Raw genomic sequence first — 24,670 nt, 5'->3', positions numbered from 1 at the left:
CCCTCGACCGGCGAGAGGGTCAGTGCTGGAACTGTTCTTCCTCGGTCGATCCGACGAGGGCGAGCGTCGCGCTGTTGGGGTTCAGCGCCGTGGCGATCTGGTCGAAGTAGCCGGTGCCGACTTCGCGCTGGTGGCGCGTCGCGGTGTAGCCGGATGCCTCCGAGGCGAATTCCGCCTCCTGGAGCTCGACGTAGGCCGACATGTGACGCTCGTTGTAGTCCTTGGCGAGCGTGAACATGCCGTGGTTCAGGGAGTGGAAGCCCGCGAGGGTGATGAACTGGAACGCGTAGCCCATCGACGCGAGCTCGCGCTGGAACTTCGCGATCTGGTCGTCGTCGAGGTGGCGCTTCCAGTTGAAGCTCGGCGAGCAGTTGTAGCTCAGGCGCTTGCCCGGGAACTTCGCGTGCACGGCCTCGGCGAAGCGACGCGCGAGGTCGAGGTCGGGCTCGGCGGACTCGACCCAGAGCAGGTCGGCGTACTCGGCATACGCGAGACCGCGGGCGATGACCGGCTCGATGCCGTTCTGCACGTTGTAGAAGCCCTCGGCGGTGCGCTCGCCCGTGACGAACGGCTTGTCGCGCTCGTCGTGGTCGCTCGTGATGAGGGTCGCGGCGAGCGCGTCGGTGCGGGCGATGATGATCGACGGCACCCCCGCGACATCCGCCGCCAGACGGGCCGCGTTGATGGTGCGGATGTGCTGGCTGGTCGGAATGAGCACCTTGCCGCCCATGTGGCCGCACTTCTTCTCGCTCGCGAGCTGGTCCTCCCAGTGCACGCCGGCCGCGCCCGCCTCGATCATCTGGTGCATGAGCTCGTAGGCGTTCAGCGGGCCGCCGAAGCCGGCCTCGGCGTCGGCGACGATGGGGGCCATCCAGTCGGCGATGCCGGTCTGGGCCTCGGTGCCCTGCTCGATCTGGCCCGTGCGCAGCAGCGCGTTGTTGATGCGGCGCACGACCGCCGGAACCGAGTTGGCGGGGTAGAGCGACTGGTCGGGGTAGGTCTGGCCGCTGAGGTTCGCGTCGGCCGCGACCTGCCACCCGCTGAGGTAGATGGCCTTGAGGCCCGCGCGCACCTGCTGCACGGCCTGGTTGCCGGTGAGGGCGCCGAGCGCGGCAGACCACTGCGGGTCCTCCTGCGGCGCGAACGCGGTGCCCGTGTTCTTCTGGATGTCGTCCCACAGGCGCTCGGCGCCGCGCTTGGCGAGCGTGCGCTCCTCGCGCACCGGGCCGCGGAGGGCGATGACGTCCTCGGCGGTGTAGTCGCGGCTGACGCCCTCCCAGCGCGGGTTCGCGTCCCACTCGAGCTGCAGTTCGGCTGCGGTCTGGGTCTGGTCTCCGGGGCGGTTCGTGCTCATCGTGGTGCTCCTTCGGTGCGGTCCGGCGCCGGTTCGATGCGGCGGTCGGATGTCTCGGGCGGATGTCTCCTGCGGCCCTTCCGGTGTCTGCCTCGACACCGTCCGGGGTGGCTGTGCTTCCACTCTGCGGGCGGCCTGCACACCTCGACCGACGATTCGGGGGGTGAACTTCTGAGGAAGTTCTGCGCCGCGAAATCTTCGGCGTCTGTGCGCCTGTCCGGCCTCCCGCCGCGCCCCGCCGGCCCCGCCGAGCCCCCCACCGGGCGTCGAGATGCCACTTGTCGCCGCTTCCGAGCGCCGAGTGGCGACCAGACATGTCATCTCGGCGTCCGGCGAAGCCCGGGCCACCCGCGATCCAGGAGCGCACGGCGAGTGCGGGCCACGGCTTCGGTTCGCGGCATCCGCTTCGTGACGCGGATCACCCACCACCCGTCGTCGATGAGATCGTTGAGCCTCCCGACATCCGTCGCCCACTGGTCGACGTCGAAGAGGTGCTGCTCGCCCTCGTACTCGACCAGCACCTTGTACATGCGGAACACCAGGTCGCCGCGCGTACGACGACCTGAACGCAGCACGATCATGCCGTTCGGCTCGGGCTCGGGCAGTCCTGCACGGGTGAGCGCGAGGCGTGTGAACGTCTCGCGAGGCGAGTACACGTGCGCCCGCATCGCCAGCCGCGCCTCGGCGAGGCGGCGCGCACCCCGCCTCGATCCGTGGCGCGAGATCGCCTCGTCGATCGCGTGCTCGCCGGCGAGCGGCGCCGGGAGGCCGAGCAGGCGATCGCCGGCCGCGATGAGGTCGTCGAGACCCACGTGCACCGCGAGCGAGCACCAGGTGTCGGCCGGAGAGGTCAGCAGGGTTCCGCGCACGCCGGCGACGCCGACCAGGACCGGCCTCGCCGAACTGCGGCCCGCGATCACCCCGCGCCGCCGCGGCGCCCGCGTGCCGTCGAGCACGACGACGTGGAGTCGCGGATCGCGTACGAGCGCGAGCGGCAACGGCAGGCCGAGCAGCCCGGCCGCGGTCGGACCGGTGAAGGCCTGGCCATCGGTCATGACCACGGCGAGCGCCGAACAGCGCTCGTGCAGATCGCGGAGGCGCCGCGCATCGACCCGGACACCACGATGGGGCGACGCCAAGGTGACGGAGCGGAGCCGACGGGGCGTCACACCCGCGGCGATCGCGTCGGAGGTGGTGAACGGCACGTCTTCGAACCGGCGTGGAAGCGGTGTCGGTCGGGTCATCAGCGAATCGTCGCGGCGTCTCCGCGCTGCGACCGCCGACCAGCGCCCGCGAGCCGACGGCGGCTCGCGCGGCCGCTGTGTGGAGGACGAGCCCTCACCCGCCGAGATGACAGCTTTGGTCGCACTCAGGCCTCCGGATGCGGCAAGAAGTGGCATCTCGATGGAGACGAGTCACCCGCGAGTGGCGATACCTCGCAGTGCAAGGTATATTGCTGATCCAGATACCTTGAGCTGCAAGGTACGATCCGGAAGAGGCCAATCATGCGCATCGGCAAAGACCTCGTCGCCGCGGCAGCGACGCCCGTCGTGCTCGGCATCCTCGCCGAGGGCGAGTCGTACGGCTACGCGATCCTGCAGCGCATCACCGCGCTCTCCGACGGCGAACTCGAATGGAGCGACGGCATGCTCTACCCCCTGCTGCACCGACTCGAGCGCCTCGGCCACGTGCGCTCCGAGTGGCGCCAGTCCGACAGCGGGCGCCCGCGCAAGCACTACCGCCTGACCGAACAGGGTGCGGGTGTGCTCGCCGAGCAGCGCCGCCAGTGGTCGGTCGTCGGCGACCTGCTCAGCAAGGTCTGGCCAGACGACGGCGGCCCGCGCATGCGCCTGGCCTTCGGGGAGATCTGACATGGCGCCCGAGACCCCCGAGCACGACGCGACCGCTCCCGGAACGCCCGACGCACCCCACGCACCCCACGCACCCCACGCACCCGACGAGCTCGACACCCTCGTCGCCTCCTGGCGCACCTGGATGCAGCGCCACGACGCCGTGACCGACGCCGACCTCGACGAGCTCGAGAGCCACCTGCTCGACCGGGTCGACGGGCTGCGCGAGGTCGGGCTGCACGACGACGAGGCCTTCCTCGTCGCCGTCAAGCGGCTCGGCGCGGTCGACGAGCTCTCGCACGAGTACGCCCGCGTGCACTCCGAACGGTTGTGGAAGCAGCTCGTGCTCGACGGCCACGCGGAGCCCGGCGCGGCCGACGCGAACACGCTCGCCGCGGCATCCGGAACCTCCGACCGAGCGGATGCCGCGGGCACGCGCGCCCCGTTCTGGAAGCGCGCGAACGGGCTCGCCGTCGCGCTCGCGCTGGGCGTCGGCGCCGGCGCTGCGGTGAAGGCCGCCGCGCTCCTCGGGGCCGACCCCGCCTTCTTCCTGCGGAACGCCGCGCTGCTCGTGCTGCCGTTCCTCGCCGCCTGGTTCGTGTGGCGCCACCGCCCGCCGGTCGGCGCCGTGCTCGCCGTCGCGGGCGCGTTCGCGGTCGCGGCCGTCGCGCTGAACGTCTTCCCGTGGGCCTCCCTCAGCGATGCGCAGGCGTTCGGCGGCCCGGTCACCGACACCGAGCTGCTGGCTTCGCTCGGCGCCGCCGCCGCACTCTGGCTGATGACGGGCGTCGCGTACGCGGCCGGGCGGTGGCGCAGCAGCGCCGATCGCATGGACTTCGTGCGGTTCAGCGGCGAGTGGCTCGTGTACTACGTGCTCATCGCGCTCGTCGGCGCCGCCCTCTCGGCGCTCACGATCGGCGTGTTCTCGACGATCGACGTCGACGTGGCGTGGTTCTTCGGGGAGTGGGTGCTGCCGTGCGCGATTCCGGGCGCGCTGCTGGTCGCCGCGTGGCTCGTCGACGCCAAGCAGCGCGTGATCGAGAACATCGCCCCAGTGCTCACGAAGGTCTTCACCCCGCTGTTCGCGATCATGCTGATCGCGCTCGTCGTGGCCGCCGTGCTGCAGTGGAACATCGTGGATGCCGATCGCGAGCTGCTCATCGCGTTCGATCTCGTGCTGGTCGTCGTGCTCGGTCTGCTCGTGTACTCGTACTCGTCGCGCGACCCGCTGCAGCGGCCGGGATGGTTCGACCGCATCCAGTTCGCGATGCTCGTCGCGGCGCTCGTGGTCGACGTGTTCGTGCTCGTCGCGATGGTCGGGCGCACGGGCGAGTTCGGCTTCAGCCCGAACAAGACGGCGTCGCTCGGGCTCAACCTGATCCTGCTCGTGAACCTCGCCTGGGCGGCCTGGCTGCAGCTCGGGTTCCTCCGCGGACGGGAGCCGTTCGATCGCCTCGAGCGGTGGCAGACCGGGTACCTGCCCGTCTACCTGGCTTGGGCTGCGATCCTCGTGGTCGTCTTCCCGCCGGTCTTCAAGTTCGCCTGATCGGCGACGTCGCGGGAACGGAGTCGCGACCGCGACGGGCCGGCGGGCCGGCCGACGACCCGCAGCCGACCGACCAGACGGACTGTCGGGTCGCGACTTCAGACCGCGATGGAATGTCTCATTCCTCTCCGCGGCGTTGCACGGCGGCGGCCGCAGAGCTTGAATGGCCTCCGGCGCGATGCTGCGCGGGTGAACAGGAGGCGTCATCAGATGACCACGGCAACCACGATCGAGGCCGGCGGCGGTGCGGCTCCCGGCGCCGGAACCCCGCACGGCGAGGCGCCCGGAACCGTCGTCATCGACTCGGTCACGAAGCACTACGGCGACGCGACCGCCGTCGACCGCCTCTCGCTCACGATCCAGCCGGGCGAGTTCATCTCGCTCCTCGGCCCCTCGGGCTGCGGCAAGACCACCACACTCCGCATGATCGCGGGCTTCGAGCATCCGGATGCCGGTGACATCCGCGTCTCCGGACGATCCGTCCTGGGTGTGCCGCCGTACCGCCGCGACGTCAACACGGTGTTCCAGGCGTACGCGCTGTTCCCGCACATGTCGGTCGCCGAGAACGTCGCCTACGGCCTGCAGCAGAAGCGCACGCCGAAGTCGGAGATCCGGCAGCGCGTCGTCGACGCGCTCGACCTCGCCCAGATGCGCGGCTTCGCCGACCGCAAGCCGACGCAGCTCTCGGGCGGCCAGCAGCAGCGCGTCGCACTCGCGCGCGCGCTCGTCAACCGCCCCTCGGTGCTGCTGCTCGACGAACCGCTCGGCGCGCTCGACCGCCAGCTTCGTGAAGAGATGCAGCTCGAGCTGAAGCTGCTGCAGTCCCGGCTCGGCATCACGTTCGTGTTCGTCACGCACGACCAGGGCGAGGCCCTCTCGATGAGCGACCGCATCGCGATCATGCGCAGCGGACGCATCGAGCAGCTCGCCGACGCGGACACGGTCTACGCCAGGCCGGCCTCGGCCTACGTCGCCGCATTCGTCGGCCAGCAGAACTTCTTCCGCGGCACGGTCGTCGAGGGCGGTGCCGCCGTCGACTCGGTGCATGCCCTCGTGCGCGGCGGGGCGGCCGAACTGGCCGTGGGCGAGCAGGGCCAGGCAGCCGTGCGCCCCGAGTTCGTGGAGATCGCGGCCGACGCACCGGATGCCGCGGCATCCGGAACCTCGAACACCGCTCGCGGCAGGCTGATCGGCGTCTCGCACCTGGGCGAGACCATGCAGTACCTCGTGCAGCTCGGCGACGACCAGAGCCTCATCGCACGCCGCCCGTCGCCCGAGGCGCCGCAGCTCGCGGTCGGCGACGCCGTCGTGTGCTCGTGGCGCGCCGAGAGCGTGCTGCTGTTCCCGTCCGACGACGCGGCGAGCGCGGGCGGCTACGTCGCGCCGCCCACGGCCTGAGCCCGATCGGATCCCCCATGTCACGCGAACCCGACATCCGAATCCTCGCCCCGGCCGGCGCGGCCAAGACGATCCGCCGCGAGCTCTCGCGTCGCCGGTTCCTGAGCTTCGCCGCCGCGGCGGGCACGACGGCGGCCCTCGCCGCGTGCTCGTCACCGGGCGCCTCGACGACGACCCGCGCATCGGGCGCTCCCCTCGAGGACCGCCTCTCGATCTACACCTGGGGCGACTACGACGCCCCCGACGTGCTCGACGCGTTCACCGCCGACCTCGGCCCGAAGGTGTCGTTGAGCGCCTTCAACTCGAACGAGGAGATGGTGGCCAAGCTCGTCGGCGCACGCGGCACGAGCGGCTACGACCTCGTCGTGCCGACCGGCACGTTCGTCGCGCAGATGGCCGAGCACGGGCTGCTGACCAAGCTGAACCGAGACCTGATCCCGAACATCGAGTACCTCGACCCCGCGTTCCTCGGCCGCGCCTGGGACCCCGACAACGAGTACTCGATCTGCAAGGCCTGGGGCACGACCGGCTTCGTCTACGACGTGACCCTCATCAAGCGCGAGCTCAAGGACTGGAACGACTTCATCGACGCGGCGCAGAACGAGGCGAGCGGCAAGACGTCGGTGCTCGACGACCCGGCCGAGCTCACGGGCCTGTACTTCTGGGCGAACGGCGTTCCGTGGAACACGACCGACGAGGCCGAGCTCGACGCCGCCGAGAAGTTCCTCGTCGAGGAGCTGGCGCCGCACATCTCGGCCTTCGACCCGTACCCCGGGGGCGGCGCGATCCCGCAGGCGACGCAGATGCTCATGCAGTCGTACAACGGCGACGCGCGGCTCGGGATCCTCGAGAGCCCCGACCCCGACCGCTGGAAGTTCGTGCTGGGCTCCCCCGCCACCGAGATCTGGATGGACAACTGGGCGATCCCCGCCGGCGCACCCCACCCCGAGGCCGCGCACGCGTTCATCAACTACGTGCTCGAGCCGCAGAACGCGCTCGACGAACTCGACTACATCGGCTACCACACGGGCGCGAAGGACGCCGAGCAGGCGGCCGCCGATGCCGGGCTGCCGATGCTCGACCTCGTGTTCTTCACCCCCGAGCAGCTCGCCACCATGCACGAGGGCGAGCTGACCGAGGCGCAGGAACGGATCGTGCAGATCTGGAACCGGATGAAGGCGGCGGCTGGTGCGTAGACGAACCCCCGGATTCCTGCTGGCCGCGCCCGCGTGGGCCTGGCTGCTGATCTTCTTCATCGCCCCCGTGGCGATGGTCGTGTGGTTCAGCTTCGGCTACAAGCCGAGCATCTTCGCGACGCAGGCGACCGACCGGCTCTCGTTCGACCGGTACGCCGAGGTGCTCGACCCGACCTTCTTCGCGACCTTCCAGAACACCCTGTGGGTGGGCATCGCCGGTACCGCGCTCTGCTTCCTGATCGGCCTGCCGGTCGCGTACTGGATGGCCGTCAAGGCGCCGCCGTCGAAGCGCGGCCTACTCGTCGCGCTCGTCATGGTGCCGTTCTGGACGAACTTCCTGGTGCGCACCATCGGCTGGCAGGTGATCCTCTCGCCCGACGGCTGGCTGTCGTCGGCGCTCCAGGCCATCGGGTTCGAGCCGCTCGCGATCCTCAACACGCGCGGCGCGGTGCTGCTCGGCGTGGTCTACAACTACCTGCCGCTCATGATCCTGCCCCTGTTCGTCGCGTTCGACCGGGTCAACGGGCCGCTGCGCGAGGCCTCGAAGGACCTCGGCGCCGGCAAGTGGACGACGTTCTTCCGGGTGACGCTGCCGCTCGCGCAGCCGGGCATCATCGCGGGCGTGCTGCTCGTGTACATCCCGCTCATGGGCGACTACATCACGGCGACCGTGCTCGGCGGGGCGAAGGGCAACATGGTCGGCCAGCTCGTCGCGAGCCAGTTCCAGACCGCGCAGAACTGGGCGCTCGGGTCGGCGATGGCGGTCGTGCTGATCTTCGTGATCCTGCTGACCGCGGGCCTCGGCGCCGGCATCGTGTGGCTCGTGACGCTGCCGTTCCGCGCCCGCAACCGGTTGGTCATCGGCCCGCCGGACCCCGTGGCCTCGACGACGGGTTCCGGCCCGGCCGCGGCATCCGCTTCGATCCGTGAGGAGGTCGGCGCGTGAGCGATCGACTGACCCGACGACCGCGCAGATCGTGGTCGGATGTCGCGTTCAACGTGTGGGGCGTCCTCGTGATGCTCTTCCTCTTCGCGCCGATCCTCGTGATCATCGTGTCGTCGTTCAACGTGGGGCGACTGCTCGTCTCGTGGGACCACTTCGGCTTCGACTCGTTCCTCGCGCTGCTGGCGAAGCCCGCGATCCGCGACGCCGTGTGGATCTCGGTGCAGACGGGCTTCATCGCCGCCCTCGTCGCCACGGTGCTCGGCACCCTCGCGGGCATCGCGATGGCACGCAACCCGGGCAAGTGGGTCTGGTGGTTCCTCGGCCTGCTGCTGCTCGTGTCGGTGACGCCCGAGATCGTCGACGCCGTCGCGCTGCTGCCGTGGATGGTGTTCCTCGGCCAGGACCTCGGCATGTCCCTCTTCAACGACGGCATCGTGCGCCTCGTGATCGGCCACTCGCTGTTCTCGGTCGCGGTCGTGTCGTACCTGGTGCGCGCACGCCTCGTCGGCCAGGAGGCGAACCTCGAGGAGGCGTCGGCCGACCTCTACGCGACGCCCGTGCGCACGTTCCGCAAGGTCACCCTGCCGCTGGCGATGCCCGCGGTGCTCGCCGGGTTCCTGCTCTCGTTCACGCTGAGCCTCGACAACACCGTCATCGCGGCCTTCGTCTCGGTCTCGGGCTCGACGCCGTGGCCGGTGTACGTGCTGAGTGCGCTGCGCAGCGGCCTGCGGCCCGAGATCGCCGCGGTCTCGACCATCATGCTCGTGCTCACGCTCATCGCGCTCGGCCTCGTCGCCTACGTGCTGCGCCGCGCGGGCGACTCCGCGGCCGACATCGCCCGCACGATGGGCGGCGGCTGACCCGGTCCATCGCGACCCACCCTTCCGACCGACTTCCGGATGCCGCGGCCGCGCGCTGCTGCGCCCGCGAAAGGAGCCTCATGACCCACGCCGACCTCGTCTTCTCGGGCGGGCCCGTGTTCACCTCGACCACGCAGCGCACACGTGCGAGCGCCGTCGCGGTGACCGGCGGACGCATCGTCGCCGTCGGGCACGACGAGGTGCGCGAGCTCATCGGTCCGCGCACCGAGCACGTCGACCTCGCCGGGCGCATGCTCGTGCCCGGGTTCCAGGACGCGCACGTGCACCCGGTCTGGGGCGGACTCGACCTCATGCGCTGCAACCTCGCCGAGCTCGAGACGCGCGACGCCTACCTCGACGCGATCGCCTCGTACGCCGCGGCGAAGCCCGACGAGGAGTGGATCCTCGGCGGCGGCTGGTCGATGTCGGCCTTCCCCGGCGGAACCCCGACCGCGGCCGAGCTCGACACCGTCGTGCCCGATCGCCCGGCGTTCCTGCCGAACCGCGACGGGCACGGCGCCTGGGTGAACTCCGCCGCACTGCGCCTCGCGGGCATCGATCGCGACACGCCCGACCCGAGCGACGGCCGCATCGAGCGGGATGCCTCGGGCGCGCCATCCGGAACCCTGCACGAAGGCGCGATGGGCCTCGTCAACCGGCTGCTGCCCCGCACGACCGACGAGGAGCTCGAGCAGGCGCTGCTGCTCGGACAGGAGTACCTGCACTCGTACGGCATCACCGCCTGGCAGGACGCGATCGTCGGGACGTACGGCGACGCGGGCGACCCCGGCCCTGCGTACGTCTCGGCCGCAGCATCTGGCAAGCTGACCGGTCGCGTCGTCGGCGCACTCTGGTGGGACCGCCTGCGCGGACTCGAGCAGATCGACGAGCTCGTCGAGAAGCGCGCGCAGTACCAGGGCGGGCGTTTCCGCTCGACGAGCATCAAGATCATGCAGGACGGCGTCGCCGAGAACTTCACGGCCGCCATGCTCGAGCCCTATTGCGACGGCCACGGCCACTTCACCGACAATTCGGGCATCTCGTTCGTCGACCCCGCGGTGCTGCTGCCGGCAGCGGCCCAGCTCGACGCCATCGGGTTCCAGCTGCACTTCCACGCCATCGGCGACCGTGCCGTGCGCGAGTGCCTCGACGCCGTCGAGCACGCGATCGAACGCAACGGCCGAAGCGATCACCGCCACCACATCGCGCACATCCAGGTCGTGCACCCCGACGACATCCGCCGGTTCCGCGAGCTCGGCGTGGCCGCGAACATGCAGTCGCTCTGGGCTGCGCTCGAGCCGCAGATGGTCGACCTCACGCTGCCGTTCCTCGGGTCGCCGCGCGATGCGTGGCAGTACCCGTTCGGCGACCTGCAGCGCTCGGGCGCGGTGCTCGCGGCGGGCAGCGACTGGTCGGTTTCGACGCCGAATCCGCTCGCGGCGATCCACGTGGCCGTGAACCGGCTCTCTGCGCCGGGCCATGAAGAAGGCGAGTACGACGTGTTCCTGCCCGAGCAGGCCATCGACCTCGCCACCTCGCTCACCGCCTACACGGCGGGCTCGGCCTACGTGAACCACCTCGACGACGTGACCGGCACGATCGAGGTCGGCAAGTACGCCGACCTCGTCGTGCTCGACCGCGACCCGTTCGCCGGACCCGCCTCGCAGATCGGGGCGACGCGGGTGCTGCAGACCTTCGTCGAGGGCGAGCGCGTGTACGCGGCATCCGACGCCTGAGCGCACCTCGCACCCGCACCCGCACCCGCGCACATCGTTCGGTCGCCTGTGGTCGCCATCCGACGCGCGATGCGACCACAAGCGACCGAACGACGAGGCGACTCGGGCGGCGAGGCGGCCTACGCGTTCGTCAGCACGACCTCGTCGAGCACGCTCGCACGCTGCGGCACCCACCCGAGAGCGCTGGCTTTCGCGCCGTCGGCCGCCTGGTCGAGCAGGAGCGCGTCGGCGAAGGCGGCCCCGAGGCGCTCGCGGGTCGCCTCGACGGGCTCGGTGACGACGCCCGGGGCTCCGGATGCCGCGGCCGCCGCCTCGGCGAGCGCCCGCACTCTCACCGGCGCACCGTCCGAGCCGATCACGCGGCCGGCCGCGGCCGGGCTCGTGAGCGCCACCAGGTAGAGCCGTGCGAGGTCGTCGACGTGCACGAACGACCAGCGCTGCTCGCCGTCGCCGAGGAGCGTGAGCTCGCCGTCGGCGGTGACGGGGGCGTCGGTCACGAGGTTCAGCAGGCCCTTGCCGTGGCCGTAGACGATGCCGGGGGCCACGATCACCGCGTCGACGCCAGAGGCGAGCAGGCGCTCCTCGATCGGCACGCGCCAGGCGACGAGCGCGGGCGGTGCGAGCGGGCCGTCGTCGACGATCGCGTCGCCACCGCCGTCGCCGTACTCCCACACGCCGCTCGTGAGCACGAAGCGCTTGGCCGTGCCCGAGAACGCCTGCACGGCCGCATCGACCACGGCGGCGTTGAACGCCTCGGCGTCGGCTTCGGGGGCCGCGGCATGGATCGCGCCGTCGGCGTCGGCGAGCACGCGTGCGAACCACGCGACATCGGTCACGTCGCCGACCAGCGCGGTGGCACCGCGGGCGGCGACCCGTTCGGCCGCGCTGTCGCTGCGGACGACGGCGAGCACGTCGTGCCCGTCGTCGAGGAGGGCGTCGAGGATTACGGATCCGATGTACCCGGTCGCGCCGGTGAGGAGAATGGTCATGTCGATCACGGTACGGATCGACGTCCGGTATCTTCAACGGAACTTCCCTCGACGAAACCTGGGGTCACATCATGCGCGTCGACGTCACATCCGTCGTGGACGACCGGGGCACGTCCGAGGTCGCGGGCCACGACGTGCTCGCCCCCGACTGCCCGAGTCGCGTCGTGTTCGGGCGCATCGGCGAGCGCTGGACCATGCTCGTGATCCTGGCGCTGGCTCGCGCAGGAACGCTGCGCTTCACGGAGCTGAAGGCACAGGTCGGGCGGGTGACGCCCAAAGTGCTCACCGAGACGCTCCGCGCACTCGAAGACGACGGGCTCGTCAGCCGTCGGGCGTTCCAGGACTCGCCGCCCCGCGTCGAGTACTCGCTCACGCCGCTCGGGGAGTCGCTGCTCGAGCCCATCGACGCGATGCGCGCGTGGGCCGAGCGCCACGTCCCCGAGGTGCTGGCCGCACGCGAACGGGCCGCGTCGGCCTGATCGCCTCCGATCGGTCGCGACCGGGTACGAACGCGCCCCGGTGCACTAGCGTGACTCGCGTGACCCGCACCCTGCTCATCATCGACATCCAGAACGACTACTTCCCCGGTGGCGCGCACCCGCTCGTCGGGCCCGAGGCCGCCGCGACCGCCGCCGCCCGACTGCTCGCCTCGCACCGCGAGGCCGGGCAGCCCGTCGTGCACGTGCAGCACGTGTGGGACGCCCCCGATGCCGCATTCTTCGCGCCCGGCACGGTCGGCGTCGAGATCCACGAGCTCGTCGCTCCGATCGAGGGCGAACCCGTCGTCGTCAAGGCGAACCCGAACTCGTTCCTCGACACCGACCTCGATGAGCGCCTCCGCGAGGCCGGCGCGGACGCCGACGGCGTCGTCATCGTCGGCATGATGTCGAGCATGTGCGTCGATGCGACGGTGCGCGCCGCCGCGGACCTCGGCTACACGGTGACCGTGGCCCACGACGCCTGCGCGGCACCCGACCTGACGTTCGGCGACCAGGTCGTGCCGGCCGCCCAGGTGCACGCTGCGTTCATGGCCGCGCTCGGCGACAGCTACGCCGAGGTCGTGAGCGTCGACGAACTGCTCGGCGGCTCGACCGCCCCGTAGGTCTCGACGAGGCGCGCACCGAACGCGGCGAGCCGCTGCCGCACGCCCTCTGGTTCGACCACCTCGGCCCCGTCGACCCAGGCGGCGAGTCGGCGGGCGAGCGCCTCGTCGCTCGGCGCGGTGACCCGCACGAGCACGCGACCCGTCTCGTCGGGGGCCGCGCCGGGACCGGCGTCGTCGACGAGTTCGGTGCCGCCGACCCATCCGCGGAACGCCTCGACGACGCCCGGATCCACGCGCACCGTCGCGGTCGCACGTGAACGGGCACGGCCCACCTCGGCGCTGAGCCGCGCCCAGGCCGCATCCAGGTCGAAGTCGGCCGGCGGCTCGAAGCGCTCGTCGAGCGCCTCGGCCGCGGTCATGCGATCCACCCGGTAACTGCGCAATGCGGTGTCGGATGTCGCCGATCGCCGTGCTGCGGATGCGGGCGCCTCGCCGGCACCCCGCCCGCCTTCGGCCGGGCGCGCGCCCGCGGCATCCGTCACCGGCCCGGCGATGAGGTACCAGGTGCCGCCCTTGTCGATGAGCCCGAGCGGATGCACCGTCCGCGCACGCGCGGGCCTGCCCCACGCCGCGTAGTCGAAGCGCACCGCGCGCCGCTCGACCACGGCCGCCTGCAGCACGGCGACGGCTGCCGGGCGGACGGCCGCCGACCCCCATCCGCGGCCTCGACCACGACCGACTCCGCCGCGGCCTCGGCCTCGGCGCGGAACGTCTCGGGCAGCGCGCGCATGACCTTGCGGAGGGCCGACCGTGCGGCCTCGCTCTCGCCCGCACGAGGACCGAGCGTGAGGAACAGCGCCCGCGCCTCAGACGCGGTGGACCCGCTCAGGTCGGTGCGACCCGCGCCGAGCAGCTGCCATCCGCCGCCGCGACCGGCCTGGGGGTAGACGGGGATGCCCGCCGACGAGAGCGCCTCGAGGTCGCGACGGGCCGTGGCGACCGAGATCTCGAGCTCGGTTGCGAGCTCGGCGGCCGTCACGCGACCACGCGCCTGCATGAGGAGGAGGGTGGCCACGAGGCGATCTGCGCGCATGATTCCATTCTCGTCTGAAAAGTAGTCAGAAGGTGAGCACTTATGGGGAGGAGTATGGAATTCATCAGGACGGCACCGGGTCGTTCGCCACCGAAGGAGTCATCATGCTGCGAGGCATCGCCACCGTCAACTGCTACGTCGAGGACCCCGCCGCCGCGGCCGCCTGGTACGCAGAGGTGCTCGGCATCGAGCCGTACTTCACGCGCAACGGCCCCGATGGCACGCCCGCGTACGTCGAGTTCCGCATCGGCGACCACCAGCAGGAGCTCGGCTTCATCGACCGCCGGTTCGCGCCCGACTCGCTCGCCCCGACGACCGTCGACGGCCGCACCGCCGGTCCGCTCGCGCACTGGCACGTCGACGACCTCGAGGGTTCGCTCGCCCGACTCCTCGAGCTCGGTGCGACCCCGCTGCTGCCGATCACCGAGCACGGCCCCGGCTTCGTCACCGCCTCGGTCGTCGACCCCTTCGGCAACGCGCTCGGCATCATGACCAACACGCACTACCTGGCGCAGCTCGGCGAGCCCGTCGCGACCGCCGTCGCCACTGCCTGACGGCCAGCCCTCGCACGCCAGCTCCAGTGCCGCGCACACGCGGACGAGCGGATGCCGCGGGCGGGCGCCGGCGCGGCATCCGCCCGGGTGCTACTCGGCCTCGGCCGCCACGAACTTGCGGATGAAGCCGACCTGCGCCGCGATCATCCGCTCGATCTCGCCGGGGTCGACCGACTCGTCGGACGCGTGGATGCGGGACTGCGCGGTGTCTTCGGCGCCCCACAGCAGGATCGCGGCATCGGGCGACACCTTCTTCAGCGACGCGACCAGCGGGATGGACGCCCCGCTGCCGATCTGCTCGACCTCGACGCCGTAAGCCTCGGTGAGCGCCTCCTCGGCGGCCACGATCGCCGGGTGCGACTCGTCGACGTGGAACGGGTAGCCGGTCTTGACCTTCTCGACCGTCACCTCGCAGTTCCACGGCCGCTGGGATCGCAGGTAGTCCATCAGCAGGTTGAGCTGCTCCTCGGCGTCGACGCCCGGGATGATGCGCATCGACAGCTTGGCCTTCACCTCGGGCAGCAGCACGTTCGACGCCTCGGCGGTGCTCGGCAGGTCCATGCCGAGCACGGTGACCGACGGCTTCGCCCAGATGCGGTCCGAGAGCGAGCCCGTGCCGAGGAAGTCGACCCCCGGCAGGATCGCCGAGCCGCCGCGGTAGACGTCCTCGTCCATGTCGGCGCCTTCCCAGGTGCCGCTCGGCACGCCGGGGATCGCGGTGTCGCCGTGCTCGTCGTGCAGCGAGTCGAGGATGCGGATCATCGCCGTCATCGCATCGGGCGCCGCGCCGCCGAACTCGCCGGAGTGCACCGGGAACGCGAGCGTGCGCACCGTGACCGTGCACGCGACGTCGCCGCGGAGCGCGGTCGTGAGTCCCGGACGCCCGACGGACTGACCGCCGATGTCCCCGATCACGTAGGCGTCGGCCGCGAACAGGTCGGGGTTGGCCTCGACGAACGCCTCGAGGTGCGAGATCGTCTCCTCCTCGCCCTCGACCAGCAGCTTGACACGGCACGGACGGTCGGGGCCCAGCAGCTTCAGGGTTCCGTAGTGGATGACGAGTCCCGACTTGTCGTCGGCGGCGCCGCGCCCGTAGATGCGGCCGTCCTCCTTCGTCACGGGCTCCCAAGGATCGCTCGACCAGTTCTGCGACTCGGGTGCGGGCTGCACGTCGTAGTGCGCGTAGAGCAGCACGGTCGGCGACCCCTCGGGGCCGGGCAGGTCGGCGTAGACGCACGGGTAGCCGTCGGGGACGTCGAGCAGGCGCACGCCCTCGGCACCGGCATCCGTGAACAGGTCGACGACGGCCTGGCCCATGGCGTGCACGGGCTCGGGGTCGAACCCGGGGAAGGCCACCGATCGGATGCGGACGAGCGCCTCGAGGCGCTCGATCACGTCTGGCATGAGCGCCGCCGCTGCGGCGTTCAGGTCGTCGGACTCTGACATGGTTCCTCCTTGAGTGCGGAACGGAGTACGGAACGAAGTGCGGAACGGGTTGAGCCTCGTGTGCGGTCGCGAAGCGACCCGCGACCCGGGCCGGTCAGGCGGAGATGAAGAGCTGCACGAGCAGTCCGGCGCCGACCACCGCGACCCAGGAGACGAGCATCGGGATCGTGAACGAGTGCCAGATCGGCACTTGCGTGAGCTTCGTCGAACCGGTGAGGTCGGTCTCGACGGCGGCGATCTGCGAGCCGTTCGCCGGGAACAGCCAGACGCCGACGAGCGAGGGCCACATCGCCGTGATGACGCCCGGCCCGAGCCCTGCGGCGAGCGCGATCGGGATGAGCGTGTTCGTCGTCGCGGACTGGCTCGTGGTGAGACCCGCGACCAGGAACAGCGCGACGGCGAGCATGATCGGCTGCTGCTCGATGAAGGCGCCGAGCGGGGCGATGATCGTCTCCTCGTTGGCGCTGATGAACGTGTCGGCCATCCACGCGATGCCGAACAGCGCCACCGCCGCCACGAATCCCGCCTTCAGCAGCGGCTGCTCGACGACCACCGACGGCTTGACCTTGCGCACGAGGATGATCACGAGGGCGGCGCTGAACATGACCATCTCGATGACGGTCGACATGCCGATCGGCACGAGGTCGCCGTCCTCATTGGGGAACGACGGGCGCAGGCCCGAGAAGAGCCCGAACAGCACGATGAGGAACGTGCCCGAGAGGAAGATCCACGCGGCCGTCGCACCGCCCTTCGGCACCGGGTGCTCGATGCGGTCCGCCTTCGACGAGGTCGGCGGCGGGGGCGTCGCGGTGGCCGTCGCCGCGGGCGCTTCGCCGAGGCCGGTGCCCGCGGAATCGCCGGCACCCGCGGTCGCCGTCGCCGTCGACCCGGTCGCCGCGGCGTACTCCGCCTGGAGCACCGGCGGCACCTCGACCGCGCCCTCCTCGACGCGCTTGCGGAACTTCGGGTCGTCGACGAGCTCCTTGCCGAGCCGCTGCTGCACGACCGAGGTCACGACGCAGGCGACGAGCGAGGCCGGGATCGTGATGGCGAGGATCTGCGGAAGACCGAACCCCGTGCCGTCCATCAGCACGAGGTAGGCGGCCATCGCCGCCGAGACGGGGCTCGCGGTGATGCCGAGCGCCGACGTGACCGTCGACGACGCGAGCGCACGCTCCGGGCGCTGCCCGTTGCGGTACGCCGTCTCGTAGATGATCGGGATGAGGGCGAAGTAGATGTTCGAGGTGCCGGCGAGCACCGTGAAGACGAAGGCCACGATCGGCGCGACGTACGTGAGGCGCTTCGGATTGGCTTGGATGATCTTCGACGCGATCGCCACGAGGTAGTCGATGCCGCCCGCAGCCTGCATGGCCGACGACGCGGTGATGACCGCGATGATGATGAAGAACGCGTCGATGGGGATCGCGCCCGGCGGCAGGTGGAATCCGAATACGAGGATCGCGGTGCCGACGACGCCCCAGAGTCCGAGGCCGAGGCCGCCGGTTCGAACGCCCATGACGATCGCGCCGATGACGACGACTGCCTGCAGGATGACGACGAAGATGTCCATGAGCCCCCCAGCACAACATCTCGGCACCCTCGACGGTGCCCGATGATCCAGAGCATATCGGCGCGGGTGCGCTCGGTGCCAGACCTCTCGATCCCGTGTTTCGGGCGGATGCCGCGGCCCCGCGATTGCGAACAACGGGCGGTCTTCACTGCTGCACGGGTGCGATTTCCACGTTTTCGGGCTCCTGAGCCGACATCACGCAGAACTACGCACGGAGTTCCGTTTGCGGCATCCGCTCGCGCGTGTGACCATCGGAAGATGATCACCGCCGATCGACGCCCCCTCCGCACCGCACTCGACCCGCGTGCGGCAGCATCGACCGCGCTCGAGCTCGACGCGGAGCCCGGCACCGAGGTCGACGCGCTCACGCTGGGCCGTCGCATCCGCGAGCGTCGCACGGCGCAGGCCATGACCCTCGGCGAGTTGGCCGCGGCCATCGAGCGGGCCCCGTCGCAGGTCTCGGCGATCGAGAACGGCAAGCGCGAACCCCGACTCTCGATGCTGCGCACGATCGCGCTCGCGCTCGGCACGACGGCCGACGAACTGCTGAAGACGGATGCCCCGTCGGAGCGCGCGGCGCTCGAGATCGCCGTCGAGCGAGCCCAGCGCGGGCCCGTCTTCGCCGCGCTCGGGCTGCCGTCGTTCCGCGTGGCGAAGGGCATGAGCGACCAGACGCTCACGACGATCCTCGCGCTGCACCAGGAGATCGACCGCCTGCACCGCGAACGCGCCGCGACCCCTGAGGAGGCGCGCCGCGCGAACGCGCAGCTGCGCGCCGAGATGCGGGCGCGCGACAACTTCTACCCCGAGCTCGAGGCCAAGGCCGCCGAGCTGCTCGAGGCCGTCGGGCACACGGGCGGGCCCGTTTCGCACCAGCTCGTCGCCGACATGGCCGGGCACCTCGGCTACTCGCTGCACTACGTCGGCGACCTGCCGCACTCGACCCGCTCGGTCACCGACAAGCGCAACGGCCGCGTGTACCTGCCCACCGCGCAGTCGCCGTCGCGCGACTCGCGCTCGCCCATCCTGCAGGCGCTCGCCTCGCACCTGCTCGGCCACCACGAGCCGCGCGACTACGCCGAGTTCCTACGCCAGCGCATCGAGACGAACTACCTCACCGCGGCGATCCTGCTGCCCGAGCAGGCGACCGTGCGCTTCCTCACCGAGGCGAAGAACCTGCGCCGCATCTCGATGGAAGACCTGCGCGACGCGTTCGCCGTGTCGTACGAGACGGCCGCGCACCGGTTCACGAACGTCGCGACGGCGCGCCTCGACATCCCGGTGCACTTCACGAAGGTGCACGAGTCGGGCACCATCATCAAGGCCTACGAGAACGACCGCGTGCGCTTCCCGAGCGACGCACTGGGCGCCATCGAGGGCACCACGATGTGCCGCAACTGGACGGCCCGCACCGTGTTCGACGTCGAGGACCGCTTCAGCCCCTGGTACCAGTACACCGACACCCCGTCGGGCACGTTCTGGTGCACGTCGCGCATCGAGAAGGCGAAGGAGGGCGAGTACTCGGTGTCGGTCGGCGTGCCGTTCGAGCACGTCAAGTGGTTCCGCGGGCGCGAGACACCCCACCGTGCGGTTTCACGGTGCCCCGACCCCGCGTGCTGCCAGGCGCCGGCAGGGCTCGCCGAGCGGTGGGCGGATGCCTCGTGGCCGGCCGCGCGCACGCCCACCTCGCTGCTCGCGGCACTGCCGACGGGCACGTTCCCCGGGGTCGACCAGACCGAGGTGTTCGCGTTCCTCGAGGCGCACGCGCCGACTTCGCAGGCGGGGTAGCGGCGGGTCAGCGGCGGCGCTCCTCCTCGGCGAGCGCGAGGAACCAGTCGAGGCTCGCCCGGTGCGACACGATGCCGTAGTCGAGGGTCGCGCGGCGGTACCGGAACAGGCGCGCGTACTCGTCGGGCACCTCGAGAGCGTCGATCTGCCCGGCGAACCCCTCGAGGGCGTCGCGCTCGTGGGTGATCGCGGCGACGAGGTCGTCGAGCACCGCCTGCCGCACCTCGTCGTCGTCGACGAGTCCGAGGTGGTAGAGCTTCGACAGGGCGGCGACCTCGAGGTCTCCGCCGGCCACGGGGGCGCGCATCCAGGCGTCGAACGCCTCGCCACCGGCATCCGTGATCGAGTAGGTCTTCTTGTTGCGCCCGCCGTCGATGCCCTCGACGAAGGTGACGTGCCCCTTCGCGAGCAGCGACTTGAGCGCGCTCTGCAGGCTGCCGTAGCTCGCGCGGTAGAAGAGCGAGATGCCCTGCTCGAACTGCTTGTTGAGCGAGTAGAGCGTCTGGGGGCCGATGAGCAGCAGCCCGAGGATCACGTTGCCCATGCGGCTCCTCTCAGGAATCGGTCGTCGACGGATGCGGTGGGTCGCCCTTGATGCTACGTTCCGTGATGTATCGAACAGTGACATCACGAACCGCGACCCGTCGGAAGGATTCTCGCAGATGCCCGCCGCACGACCATCGACGCCACGACCATCGACACCACGATCGCAGCCGCGGCACGCGCTCGACCCCGAGGCGTTCACCGCGACGCTCGACGCCCACCTCGCCCGCGTCACCCGCCGCCGCCGCGAGCTCGGCGCGCCACAGGTCGCCGTGCGTTCCGAGCGACTCGGCCTCGACTACCGCTTCGGCGACCAGCAGCGGCGATTCCACGTCGCGAGCATCGGCAAGGCCTTCACGGCCACCCTCGTCATGCAGCTCGTCGAGGCCGGCGCGTTCACGGTCGACACGCCGGTCAGTGCGCTGCTCCCCCGCGATGAACTCGCCGGCCTCTTCGAGATCGAGGGCACGACGGATGCCGCGGGCGGCGCGACCGTGCACCACCTGCTCACGCACACGGCGGGCGTCGCCGACTACTTCGAGGGCGCCGTCTCGACCGGCCCGCGGATGCTCGACCTCGTGGCCGCAGAACCCGACCGTCGCTGGTCGCCGGCCGATCTGCTCGACTTCAGCCGCGAACGCCAACGCCCGTTGGGGCGCCCCGGCGAGCGCTTCGCGTACTCCGATACCGGATACGTGCTGCTCGGGCGAGTGCTCGAGCAGGCCACTGGCCGCGCGTTCCACGAGTTGCTGCACGAGCGGATCTTCACGCCGCTCGGCCTGCAGCGCAGCGCGCTGCTGTTCCATTCCGTCGACGCCCTCGATGCCGCCTCGGTGGATCTCGCCCCGTTCCGCCTCGGCCGGGTCGAGGCGAGCCGGTTCACGAGCCTCAGCTGCGATTGGGCCGGCGGGGGCATCGTCTCGACGCCGGGCGACCTCGCGACCTTCAGTCGCGCACTGCACCACGGCGAGCTCGTGAGCGAGGCGAGCCTCGAGTACCTGAGCGAGATCCGCAACCGCTTCCGCCCCGGCATCCGCTACGGTGCAGGCCTGATGCAGGTGCGGTTCGAGGGGTTCTCCCCGCTGCTCCGAGGCCTGCCCCGCCCGGTCGGGCACATCGGGGTGCTCGCGACGCACCTCTTCCACGACCCGGTGCACGACGTCGACATCGTGCTGAACTTCGCGTCGACGCGCGAGATGGTGCGCAGCTTCCGCACGCTCATCGCGATCGAGCAGCTGCTGCAGCGCCGCACGCGCTGACCCGGCGGTGCCGCCCACGCCCTGGGCGCGTGGTGCTGGTCATCGATGGCCCACGAGCCGAGCGGCACAGCCTGTCCGACGGCGAGCGGATGTCGAGACATCCGCCACTGGCGCCGTCCGCGAGCCGCGCGGGAGGATGGAGCAACCAACCATCGCATCGGAGTGATACCCCGTGGGAACCACCGTCTTCGAACGACGCCGCCCCCAGACATCCGTCGTCGAGCACTCGCTCGCTGCAACGCGGCAGGCGGTGTTCTGGCTCGAAGACCTGCCGGCGGGCGCCACGGGCGGGCGCCCGAAGCTCGCCGGCACCCGCGTCGCCGACCTCGTCATCGTGGGCGGCGGCTACACGGGCCTCTGGAGCGCCGTGCTCGCCAAGCGCCGCAACCCGAACGCACGCGTCGTGCTCGTCGAGGCGAAGTCGATCGGCTGGGCCGCATCGGGCCGCAACGGCGGCTTCTGCGAGGCGAGCCTCACGCACGGCGACGAGAACGGCGAGTCGCGCTGGCCCGACGAGATGCCGACGCTGCACCGCCTCGGCATAGCGAACCTCGACGCGATCGAGGCGTCCGAGGCCGAGTTCGGCATGGACTTCCACTTCGAGCGCACCGGGCAGCTCGCTCCCGCGATCGAGGAGCACCAGGTCGAGTGGCTGCGCGACTGGCACGCGGGCGCGGTGGCGAAGGGCGAGGGCGACGAGGTCGTCTACCTCGACGAAGCGGCCGTACAGGCATCCGTCGCCTCCCCCACGTTCCTCGCGGGCGTGTGGGAGAAGAACACGAACGGCATGCTGCACCCCGCCCGGCTCGTGTCGGAGCTCGCCCGCGTCGCCGAGGAGCTCGGCGTCGAGATCTTCGAGCACTCGCCCGTCAAGGGCATCGAGACGCCGGGCTCGACGGGAGCCGTGAGCGTCGTCACCGACGGCGGCCGCGTCGACGCGACCCACGCCGTGCTCGCGACCAACGTGTTCCCGTCGCTGCTGAAGCGCAACCGGCTCATGACGGTGCCCGTGTACGACTACGTACTCATGACCGAGCCGCTCTCGAAGCAGCAGCTGGCGAGCATCGGTTGGAACGACCGCCAGGGCATCGGCGACATGGCGAACCAGTTCCACTACTACCGGCTCTCGAAGGACAACCGCATCCTCTTCGGCGGCTACGACGCGATCTACCACTACGGGCGCAAGGTGCGCAGCTCCTACGAGAACCGGCCCGAGACCTGGCAGAAGCTCGCGAGCCACTTCTTCACGACGTTCCCGCAACTCGAGGGCCTGCAGTTCAGCCACCAGTGGGCCGGCGCGATCGACACGAGCACGCAGTTCACGGCGTTCTTCGGCACGGCGCGCGACCACCGCGTCGCCTACGCCGCAGGCTTCACCGGGCTCGGCGTCGGCTCGACGCGGTTCGCCGCCGAGGTCATGCTCGACCTGCTCGAGCGTCGCGAGAACGAGCGCACGCAGCTCGAGATGGTGCGCAAGCGCCCCCTGCCGTTCCCGCCCGAACCGGCCGCCGCGATCGGCATCAACGCGACCCGCTGGTCGCTCGACCGGGCCGACCACAACCGTGGCAGGCGCAACGTGCTGCTGAAGACCCTCGACGCCCTCGGATTGGGGTTCGACTCGTGACCGGCGAGCAGGCCGACGCGCTGCGGCTCGTCGCGGGGGCGCTGACGGATGCCGCGGGCCTCGCGCTCGCGCACGAACCCGTCCCGGCCGATCAGGTCGTCGCCGGGGCCCCGACCACCGCCTACCTCGCGCTCGACGCCTCGGAGGCCGGTGAGATCGGCGTCTGGGAGATGTCCGTCGGCGCAATGCGCGACGTCGAGGTCGACGAGGTGTTCGTCGTGCTCGCGGGCGATGCGACCGTGGAGTTCGAGTCCCCGGCGCTCGCGTCGATCGAGCTCGGGCCTGGATCGGTTGCACGGCTCGAAGCCGGCATGACGACGGTGTGGACGGTGCGCGAGACGCTCCGCAAGGTGTTCATCTCGCGCTGAGGCGCGGACTGGAAGGAAGACAGACATGGCGAAGTACCGAGTTCAGAACCCCGCGACCGGCGAGATCGTCGAGACCTTCGAGGCCGCGACCGACGAGCAGATCGAGCAGACGCTCGAGGCGTCCGACAGCGCCTACCGCGAGTGGCGCGAACGCAGCGTGCAGGAACGCGCGGCCGCCGTGCGGCGCGTGGCCGAGCTGTTCGAGGAGCGCAAGGACGAACTCGCCCGGCTCATCTCGGTCGAGATGGGCAAGTCGATCGCCGAGTCGCTCGACGAGGTCGAGTTCGCGCGGTCGATCATCGACTACTACGGCGTGCACGGGCCGAGCCTCATCACCGATCACGAGATCCCGAGCACGGTGCCCGGCAAGGCGATCATCGAGCACCTTCCGGTGGGGGCCCTGCTCGGCGTGATGCCGTGGAACTTCCCGTACTACCAGGTGGCGCGGTTCGCGGCCCCGAACCTCGTGCTCGGCAACACGATCATCCTGAAGCACGCCGACATCTGCGCCCGTTCGGCCCTCACGATCCAGGAGATCATGGAGGAGGCCGGCGTTCCCGTGGGCGGGTACCAGAACGTGTTCGCGTCGCACGACCAGATCGCGACCATGATCGCCGACCCGCGCGTGCAGGGCGTCTCGCTCACGGGCTCCGAGCGAGCCGGAGCCATCATCGGCGAGCACGCGGGGCGGCACCTGAAGAAGTGCGTGCTCGAGCTCGGCGGCAACGACGCCATGGTCGTGCTCGACTCCGACGACGTCGCCGGCGTCGCGAAGGCGGCATGGGACTTCCGCGTCTACAACGGCGGCCAGGTGTGCAACTCGAACAAGCGGTTCATCGTGATGGACGAGATCTACGACGAGTTCGTCGCCGAACTGCGCCGCCTCGCCGAGGGACTCGAGCCCGGAGACCAGCTCGACCTCGGCGACGGCCAGTACGTGCCGCTCTCGTCTCGCGCCGCGGCCGAGACGGTGCACGCCCAGGTGCAGAAGGCCGTCGCCGCCGGCGCGACGCTCGAGGTCGGCGGCGTGCTTTCCGAAGGGCCGGGCGCGTACTACTCGCCTGCTGTGCTGACCGGCGTTCCGCGCGACTCCGAGTCCTACCGCGAGGAGATGTTCGGCCCCGTTGCGACGGTCTACCGCGTCTTCAGCGACGAGGAGGCGCTCGACCTCGCCAACGACAGCCCCTTCGGCCTCGGCGGCTCCGTCTTCTCGACCGACGAGGCCCGCGCCGCACGGATCGCCTCTCGGCTCGACGTCGGCATGACGCACGTCAACACCATCGCCGCCGAAGCCGCCGAACTGCCGTTCGGCGGTGTCAAGCGCTCCGGGTTCGGGCGCGAGATGGGCCCCATCGGCATCGGCGAGTTCGCGAACCGCCGCCTCTCGTTCGTCGCGAAGTAGACGGCAACGCGTGACCCCGTGCCGGTCGCACGGAGTCACGCGTCGCACGGGGTCACGTGTGTTGCACGCGGCATCCTGCACCGGTAGAAGTGGACGGACCACC

The 24,670-nt window shown here is 70.8% G+C and carries 23 protein-coding genes; 15 read left to right on the top strand and 8 right to left on the bottom strand.

Annotation, left to right across the window (positions count from 1 at the left end; all coding sequences use genetic code 11):
- Nucleotides 1-19 precede the first annotated feature (19 nt).
- A complete protein-coding gene (gene aceA, locus ATC03_RS03080; protein ID WP_067872967.1) occupies nucleotides 20-1,354 on the bottom strand; it encodes an isocitrate lyase in 1,335 nt (444 codons plus the stop codon).
- A 317-nt stretch (nucleotides 1,355-1,671) separates the two neighbouring features.
- The gene (locus ATC03_RS03075) at nucleotides 1,672-2,598 is read right to left on the bottom strand and encodes a hypothetical protein (protein WP_067872964.1); all 927 of its coding nucleotides are present in this window, start codon (nucleotides 2,596-2,598) and stop codon (nucleotides 1,672-1,674) included.
- 261 nt (nucleotides 2,599-2,859) lie between these two features.
- Here ATC03_RS03075 and ATC03_RS03070 point away from each other — a divergent pair, with 261 nt between their 5' ends.
- From ATC03_RS03070 to ATC03_RS03040, 7 genes are all read left to right on the top strand, one after another.
- Entirely contained in the window at nucleotides 2,860-3,225 is a 366-nt protein-coding gene (locus ATC03_RS03070) for a PadR family transcriptional regulator (RefSeq protein WP_067872961.1), read from the top strand.
- Nucleotide 3,226: 1 nt separating this feature from the next.
- Nucleotides 3,227-4,750, top strand: coding sequence for a permease prefix domain 1-containing protein (locus tag ATC03_RS03065; RefSeq protein ID WP_227820217.1), 1,524 nt, complete (start codon nucleotides 3,227-3,229; stop codon nucleotides 4,748-4,750).
- A gap of 210 nt (nucleotides 4,751-4,960) precedes the next feature.
- Nucleotides 4,961-6,148, top strand: coding sequence for an ABC transporter ATP-binding protein (locus ATC03_RS03060; protein WP_067872958.1), 1,188 nt, complete (start codon nucleotides 4,961-4,963; stop codon nucleotides 6,146-6,148).
- Between the two features lie 17 nt (nucleotides 6,149-6,165).
- On the top strand, nucleotides 6,166-7,344 hold the full coding sequence (locus ATC03_RS03055; protein WP_067872955.1) for a polyamine ABC transporter substrate-binding protein: 1,179 nt from the start codon (nucleotides 6,166-6,168) through the stop codon (nucleotides 7,342-7,344).
- The gene (locus ATC03_RS03050) at nucleotides 7,337-8,290 is read left to right on the top strand and encodes an ABC transporter permease (protein WP_067872954.1); all 954 of its coding nucleotides are present in this window, start codon (nucleotides 7,337-7,339) and stop codon (nucleotides 8,288-8,290) included. The genes ATC03_RS03055 and ATC03_RS03050 overlap by 8 nt, the downstream gene beginning before the upstream one ends.
- Nucleotides 8,287-9,150, top strand: coding sequence for an ABC transporter permease (locus ATC03_RS03045; protein ID WP_335622261.1), 864 nt, complete (start codon nucleotides 8,287-8,289; stop codon nucleotides 9,148-9,150). Before ATC03_RS03050 ends, ATC03_RS03045 begins: the two co-directional genes overlap by 4 nt.
- An 80-nt stretch (nucleotides 9,151-9,230) precedes the next feature.
- Nucleotides 9,231-10,886: an amidohydrolase gene (locus tag ATC03_RS03040; RefSeq protein ID WP_067872952.1), complete on the top strand. Its 1,656-nt coding sequence runs from the start codon at nucleotides 9,231-9,233 to the stop codon at nucleotides 10,884-10,886.
- A 119-nt stretch (nucleotides 10,887-11,005) separates the two neighbouring features.
- Here ATC03_RS03040 and ATC03_RS03035 read toward each other — a convergent pair whose 3' ends face one another.
- Entirely contained in the window at nucleotides 11,006-11,875 is an 870-nt protein-coding gene (locus ATC03_RS03035; protein WP_067881242.1) for an NAD-dependent epimerase/dehydratase family protein, read from the bottom strand.
- 71 nt (nucleotides 11,876-11,946) lie between these two features.
- Here ATC03_RS03035 and ATC03_RS03030 point away from each other — a divergent pair, with 71 nt between their 5' ends.
- Together ATC03_RS03030 and ATC03_RS03025 are read left to right on the top strand one after the other, a co-directional pair.
- Nucleotides 11,947-12,354, top strand: coding sequence for a winged helix-turn-helix transcriptional regulator (locus ATC03_RS03030; RefSeq protein ID WP_067872950.1), 408 nt, complete (start codon nucleotides 11,947-11,949; stop codon nucleotides 12,352-12,354).
- A gap of 59 nt (nucleotides 12,355-12,413) precedes the next feature.
- Nucleotides 12,414-12,977, top strand: a complete 564-nt coding sequence (locus ATC03_RS03025; protein ID WP_067872948.1) for a cysteine hydrolase family protein — start codon at nucleotides 12,414-12,416, stop codon at nucleotides 12,975-12,977.
- Here ATC03_RS03025 and ATC03_RS20905 read toward each other — a convergent pair.
- Nucleotides 12,923-13,567, bottom strand: a complete 645-nt coding sequence (locus tag ATC03_RS20905; protein WP_227820216.1) for a helix-turn-helix transcriptional regulator — start codon at nucleotides 13,565-13,567, stop codon at nucleotides 12,923-12,925. The genes ATC03_RS03025 and ATC03_RS20905 overlap by 55 nt on opposite strands.
- Entirely contained in the window at nucleotides 13,459-14,013 is a 555-nt protein-coding gene (locus tag ATC03_RS20900; protein ID WP_227820215.1) for a helix-turn-helix transcriptional regulator, read from the bottom strand. Before ATC03_RS20900 ends, ATC03_RS20905 begins: the two co-directional genes overlap by 109 nt.
- 104 nt (nucleotides 14,014-14,117) lie before the next feature.
- Here ATC03_RS20900 and ATC03_RS03015 point away from each other — a divergent pair, with 104 nt between their 5' ends.
- On the top strand, nucleotides 14,118-14,567 hold the full coding sequence (locus ATC03_RS03015) for a VOC family protein (protein ID WP_067872946.1): 450 nt from the start codon (nucleotides 14,118-14,120) through the stop codon (nucleotides 14,565-14,567).
- A gap of 90 nt (nucleotides 14,568-14,657) precedes the next feature.
- Here ATC03_RS03015 and ATC03_RS03010 read toward each other — a convergent pair whose 3' ends face one another.
- Both ATC03_RS03010 and ATC03_RS03005 read right to left on the bottom strand, forming a co-directional pair.
- A complete protein-coding gene (locus tag ATC03_RS03010) occupies nucleotides 14,658-16,013 on the bottom strand; it encodes a M20/M25/M40 family metallo-hydrolase (protein WP_067872944.1) in 1,356 nt (451 codons plus the stop codon).
- A 94-nt stretch (nucleotides 16,014-16,107) separates the two neighbouring features.
- Entirely contained in the window at nucleotides 16,108-17,583 is a 1,476-nt protein-coding gene (locus ATC03_RS03005) for an anaerobic C4-dicarboxylate transporter family protein (RefSeq protein WP_067872941.1), read from the bottom strand.
- Nucleotides 17,584-17,841: 258 nt separating this feature from the next.
- Here ATC03_RS03005 and ATC03_RS03000 point away from each other — a divergent pair, with 258 nt between their 5' ends.
- The gene (locus tag ATC03_RS03000) at nucleotides 17,842-19,371 is read left to right on the top strand and encodes a helix-turn-helix domain-containing protein (RefSeq protein ID WP_084003240.1); all 1,530 of its coding nucleotides are present in this window, start codon (nucleotides 17,842-17,844) and stop codon (nucleotides 19,369-19,371) included.
- A 7-nt stretch (nucleotides 19,372-19,378) separates the two neighbouring features.
- Here the strand turns inward: ATC03_RS03000 and ATC03_RS02995 are convergent, their stop codons facing one another.
- Complete coding sequence (locus ATC03_RS02995) at nucleotides 19,379-19,915, bottom strand: PadR family transcriptional regulator (protein WP_067872939.1); 537 nt, start codon at nucleotides 19,913-19,915, stop codon at nucleotides 19,379-19,381.
- A 118-nt stretch (nucleotides 19,916-20,033) separates the two neighbouring features.
- Here ATC03_RS02995 and ATC03_RS02990 point away from each other — a divergent pair, with 118 nt between their 5' ends.
- The 4 genes from ATC03_RS02990 (at nucleotide 20,034) to ATC03_RS02975 (ending at nucleotide 24,567) form a co-directional block, all read left to right on the top strand.
- Nucleotides 20,034-21,173: a serine hydrolase domain-containing protein gene (locus tag ATC03_RS02990; protein ID WP_067872936.1), complete on the top strand. Its 1,140-nt coding sequence runs from the start codon at nucleotides 20,034-20,036 to the stop codon at nucleotides 21,171-21,173.
- Nucleotides 21,174-21,345: 172 nt separating this feature from the next.
- Complete coding sequence (locus ATC03_RS02985; RefSeq protein WP_067872934.1) at nucleotides 21,346-22,797, top strand: NAD(P)/FAD-dependent oxidoreductase; 1,452 nt, start codon at nucleotides 21,346-21,348, stop codon at nucleotides 22,795-22,797.
- Nucleotides 22,794-23,165, top strand: a complete 372-nt coding sequence (locus tag ATC03_RS02980; protein ID WP_227820214.1) for a cupin domain-containing protein — start codon at nucleotides 22,794-22,796, stop codon at nucleotides 23,163-23,165. The genes ATC03_RS02985 and ATC03_RS02980 overlap by 4 nt, the downstream gene beginning before the upstream one ends.
- Before the next feature lie 25 nt (nucleotides 23,166-23,190).
- Nucleotides 23,191-24,567 carry an NAD-dependent succinate-semialdehyde dehydrogenase gene (locus ATC03_RS02975; protein WP_067872931.1) on the top strand — a complete coding sequence of 459 codons (1,377 nt, stop codon included), beginning with the start codon at nucleotides 23,191-23,193 and terminating at the stop codon, nucleotides 24,565-24,567.
- Nucleotides 24,568-24,670: the final 103 nt, after the last annotated feature.

Source organism: Agromyces aureus (assembly GCF_001660485.1).
In the GTDB taxonomy this organism is placed as follows: domain Bacteria; phylum Actinomycetota; class Actinomycetes; order Actinomycetales; family Microbacteriaceae; genus Agromyces; species Agromyces aureus.
The sequence above is the reverse complement of the archived record's forward strand: the minus strand, read 5'-3'. Positions and strand labels throughout refer to the sequence as shown.

Coding starts and splice junctions, on each gene's coding strand:
- ATC03_RS03040 (WP_067872952.1), top strand. CDS start 9,231: ATGACCCACGCCGACCTCGTCTTCTCGGGCGGGCCCGTGTTCACCTCG.
- ATC03_RS03055 (WP_067872955.1), top strand. CDS start 6,166: ATGTCACGCGAACCCGACATCCGAATCCTCGCCCCGGCCGGCGCGGCC.
- ATC03_RS03000 (WP_084003240.1), top strand. CDS start 17,842: ATGATCACCGCCGATCGACGCCCCCTCCGCACCGCACTCGACCCGCGT.
- ATC03_RS03075 (WP_067872964.1), bottom strand. CDS start 2,598: ATGACCCGACCGACACCGCTTCCACGCCGGTTCGAAGACGTGCCGTTC.
- ATC03_RS03065 (WP_227820217.1), top strand. CDS start 3,227: ATGGCGCCCGAGACCCCCGAGCACGACGCGACCGCTCCCGGAACGCCC.
- ATC03_RS03060 (WP_067872958.1), top strand. CDS start 4,961: ATGACCACGGCAACCACGATCGAGGCCGGCGGCGGTGCGGCTCCCGGC.
- ATC03_RS03015 (WP_067872946.1), top strand. CDS start 14,118: ATGCTGCGAGGCATCGCCACCGTCAACTGCTACGTCGAGGACCCCGCC.
- ATC03_RS03010 (WP_067872944.1), bottom strand. CDS start 16,013: ATGTCAGAGTCCGACGACCTGAACGCCGCAGCGGCGGCGCTCATGCCA.
- ATC03_RS03070 (WP_067872961.1), top strand. CDS start 2,860: ATGCGCATCGGCAAAGACCTCGTCGCCGCGGCAGCGACGCCCGTCGTG.
- ATC03_RS03035 (WP_067881242.1), bottom strand. CDS start 11,875: ATGACCATTCTCCTCACCGGCGCGACCGGGTACATCGGATCCGTAATC.
- ATC03_RS20900 (WP_227820215.1), bottom strand. CDS start 14,013: ATGCGCGCAGATCGCCTCGTGGCCACCCTCCTCCTCATGCAGGCGCGT.
- ATC03_RS02975 (WP_067872931.1), top strand. CDS start 23,191: ATGGCGAAGTACCGAGTTCAGAACCCCGCGACCGGCGAGATCGTCGAG.
- ATC03_RS03030 (WP_067872950.1), top strand. CDS start 11,947: ATGCGCGTCGACGTCACATCCGTCGTGGACGACCGGGGCACGTCCGAG.
- aceA (WP_067872967.1), bottom strand. CDS start 1,354: ATGAGCACGAACCGCCCCGGAGACCAGACCCAGACCGCAGCCGAACTG.
- ATC03_RS02990 (WP_067872936.1), top strand. CDS start 20,034: ATGCCCGCCGCACGACCATCGACGCCACGACCATCGACACCACGATCG.
- ATC03_RS02995 (WP_067872939.1), bottom strand. CDS start 19,915: ATGGGCAACGTGATCCTCGGGCTGCTGCTCATCGGCCCCCAGACGCTC.
- ATC03_RS03005 (WP_067872941.1), bottom strand. CDS start 17,583: ATGGACATCTTCGTCGTCATCCTGCAGGCAGTCGTCGTCATCGGCGCG.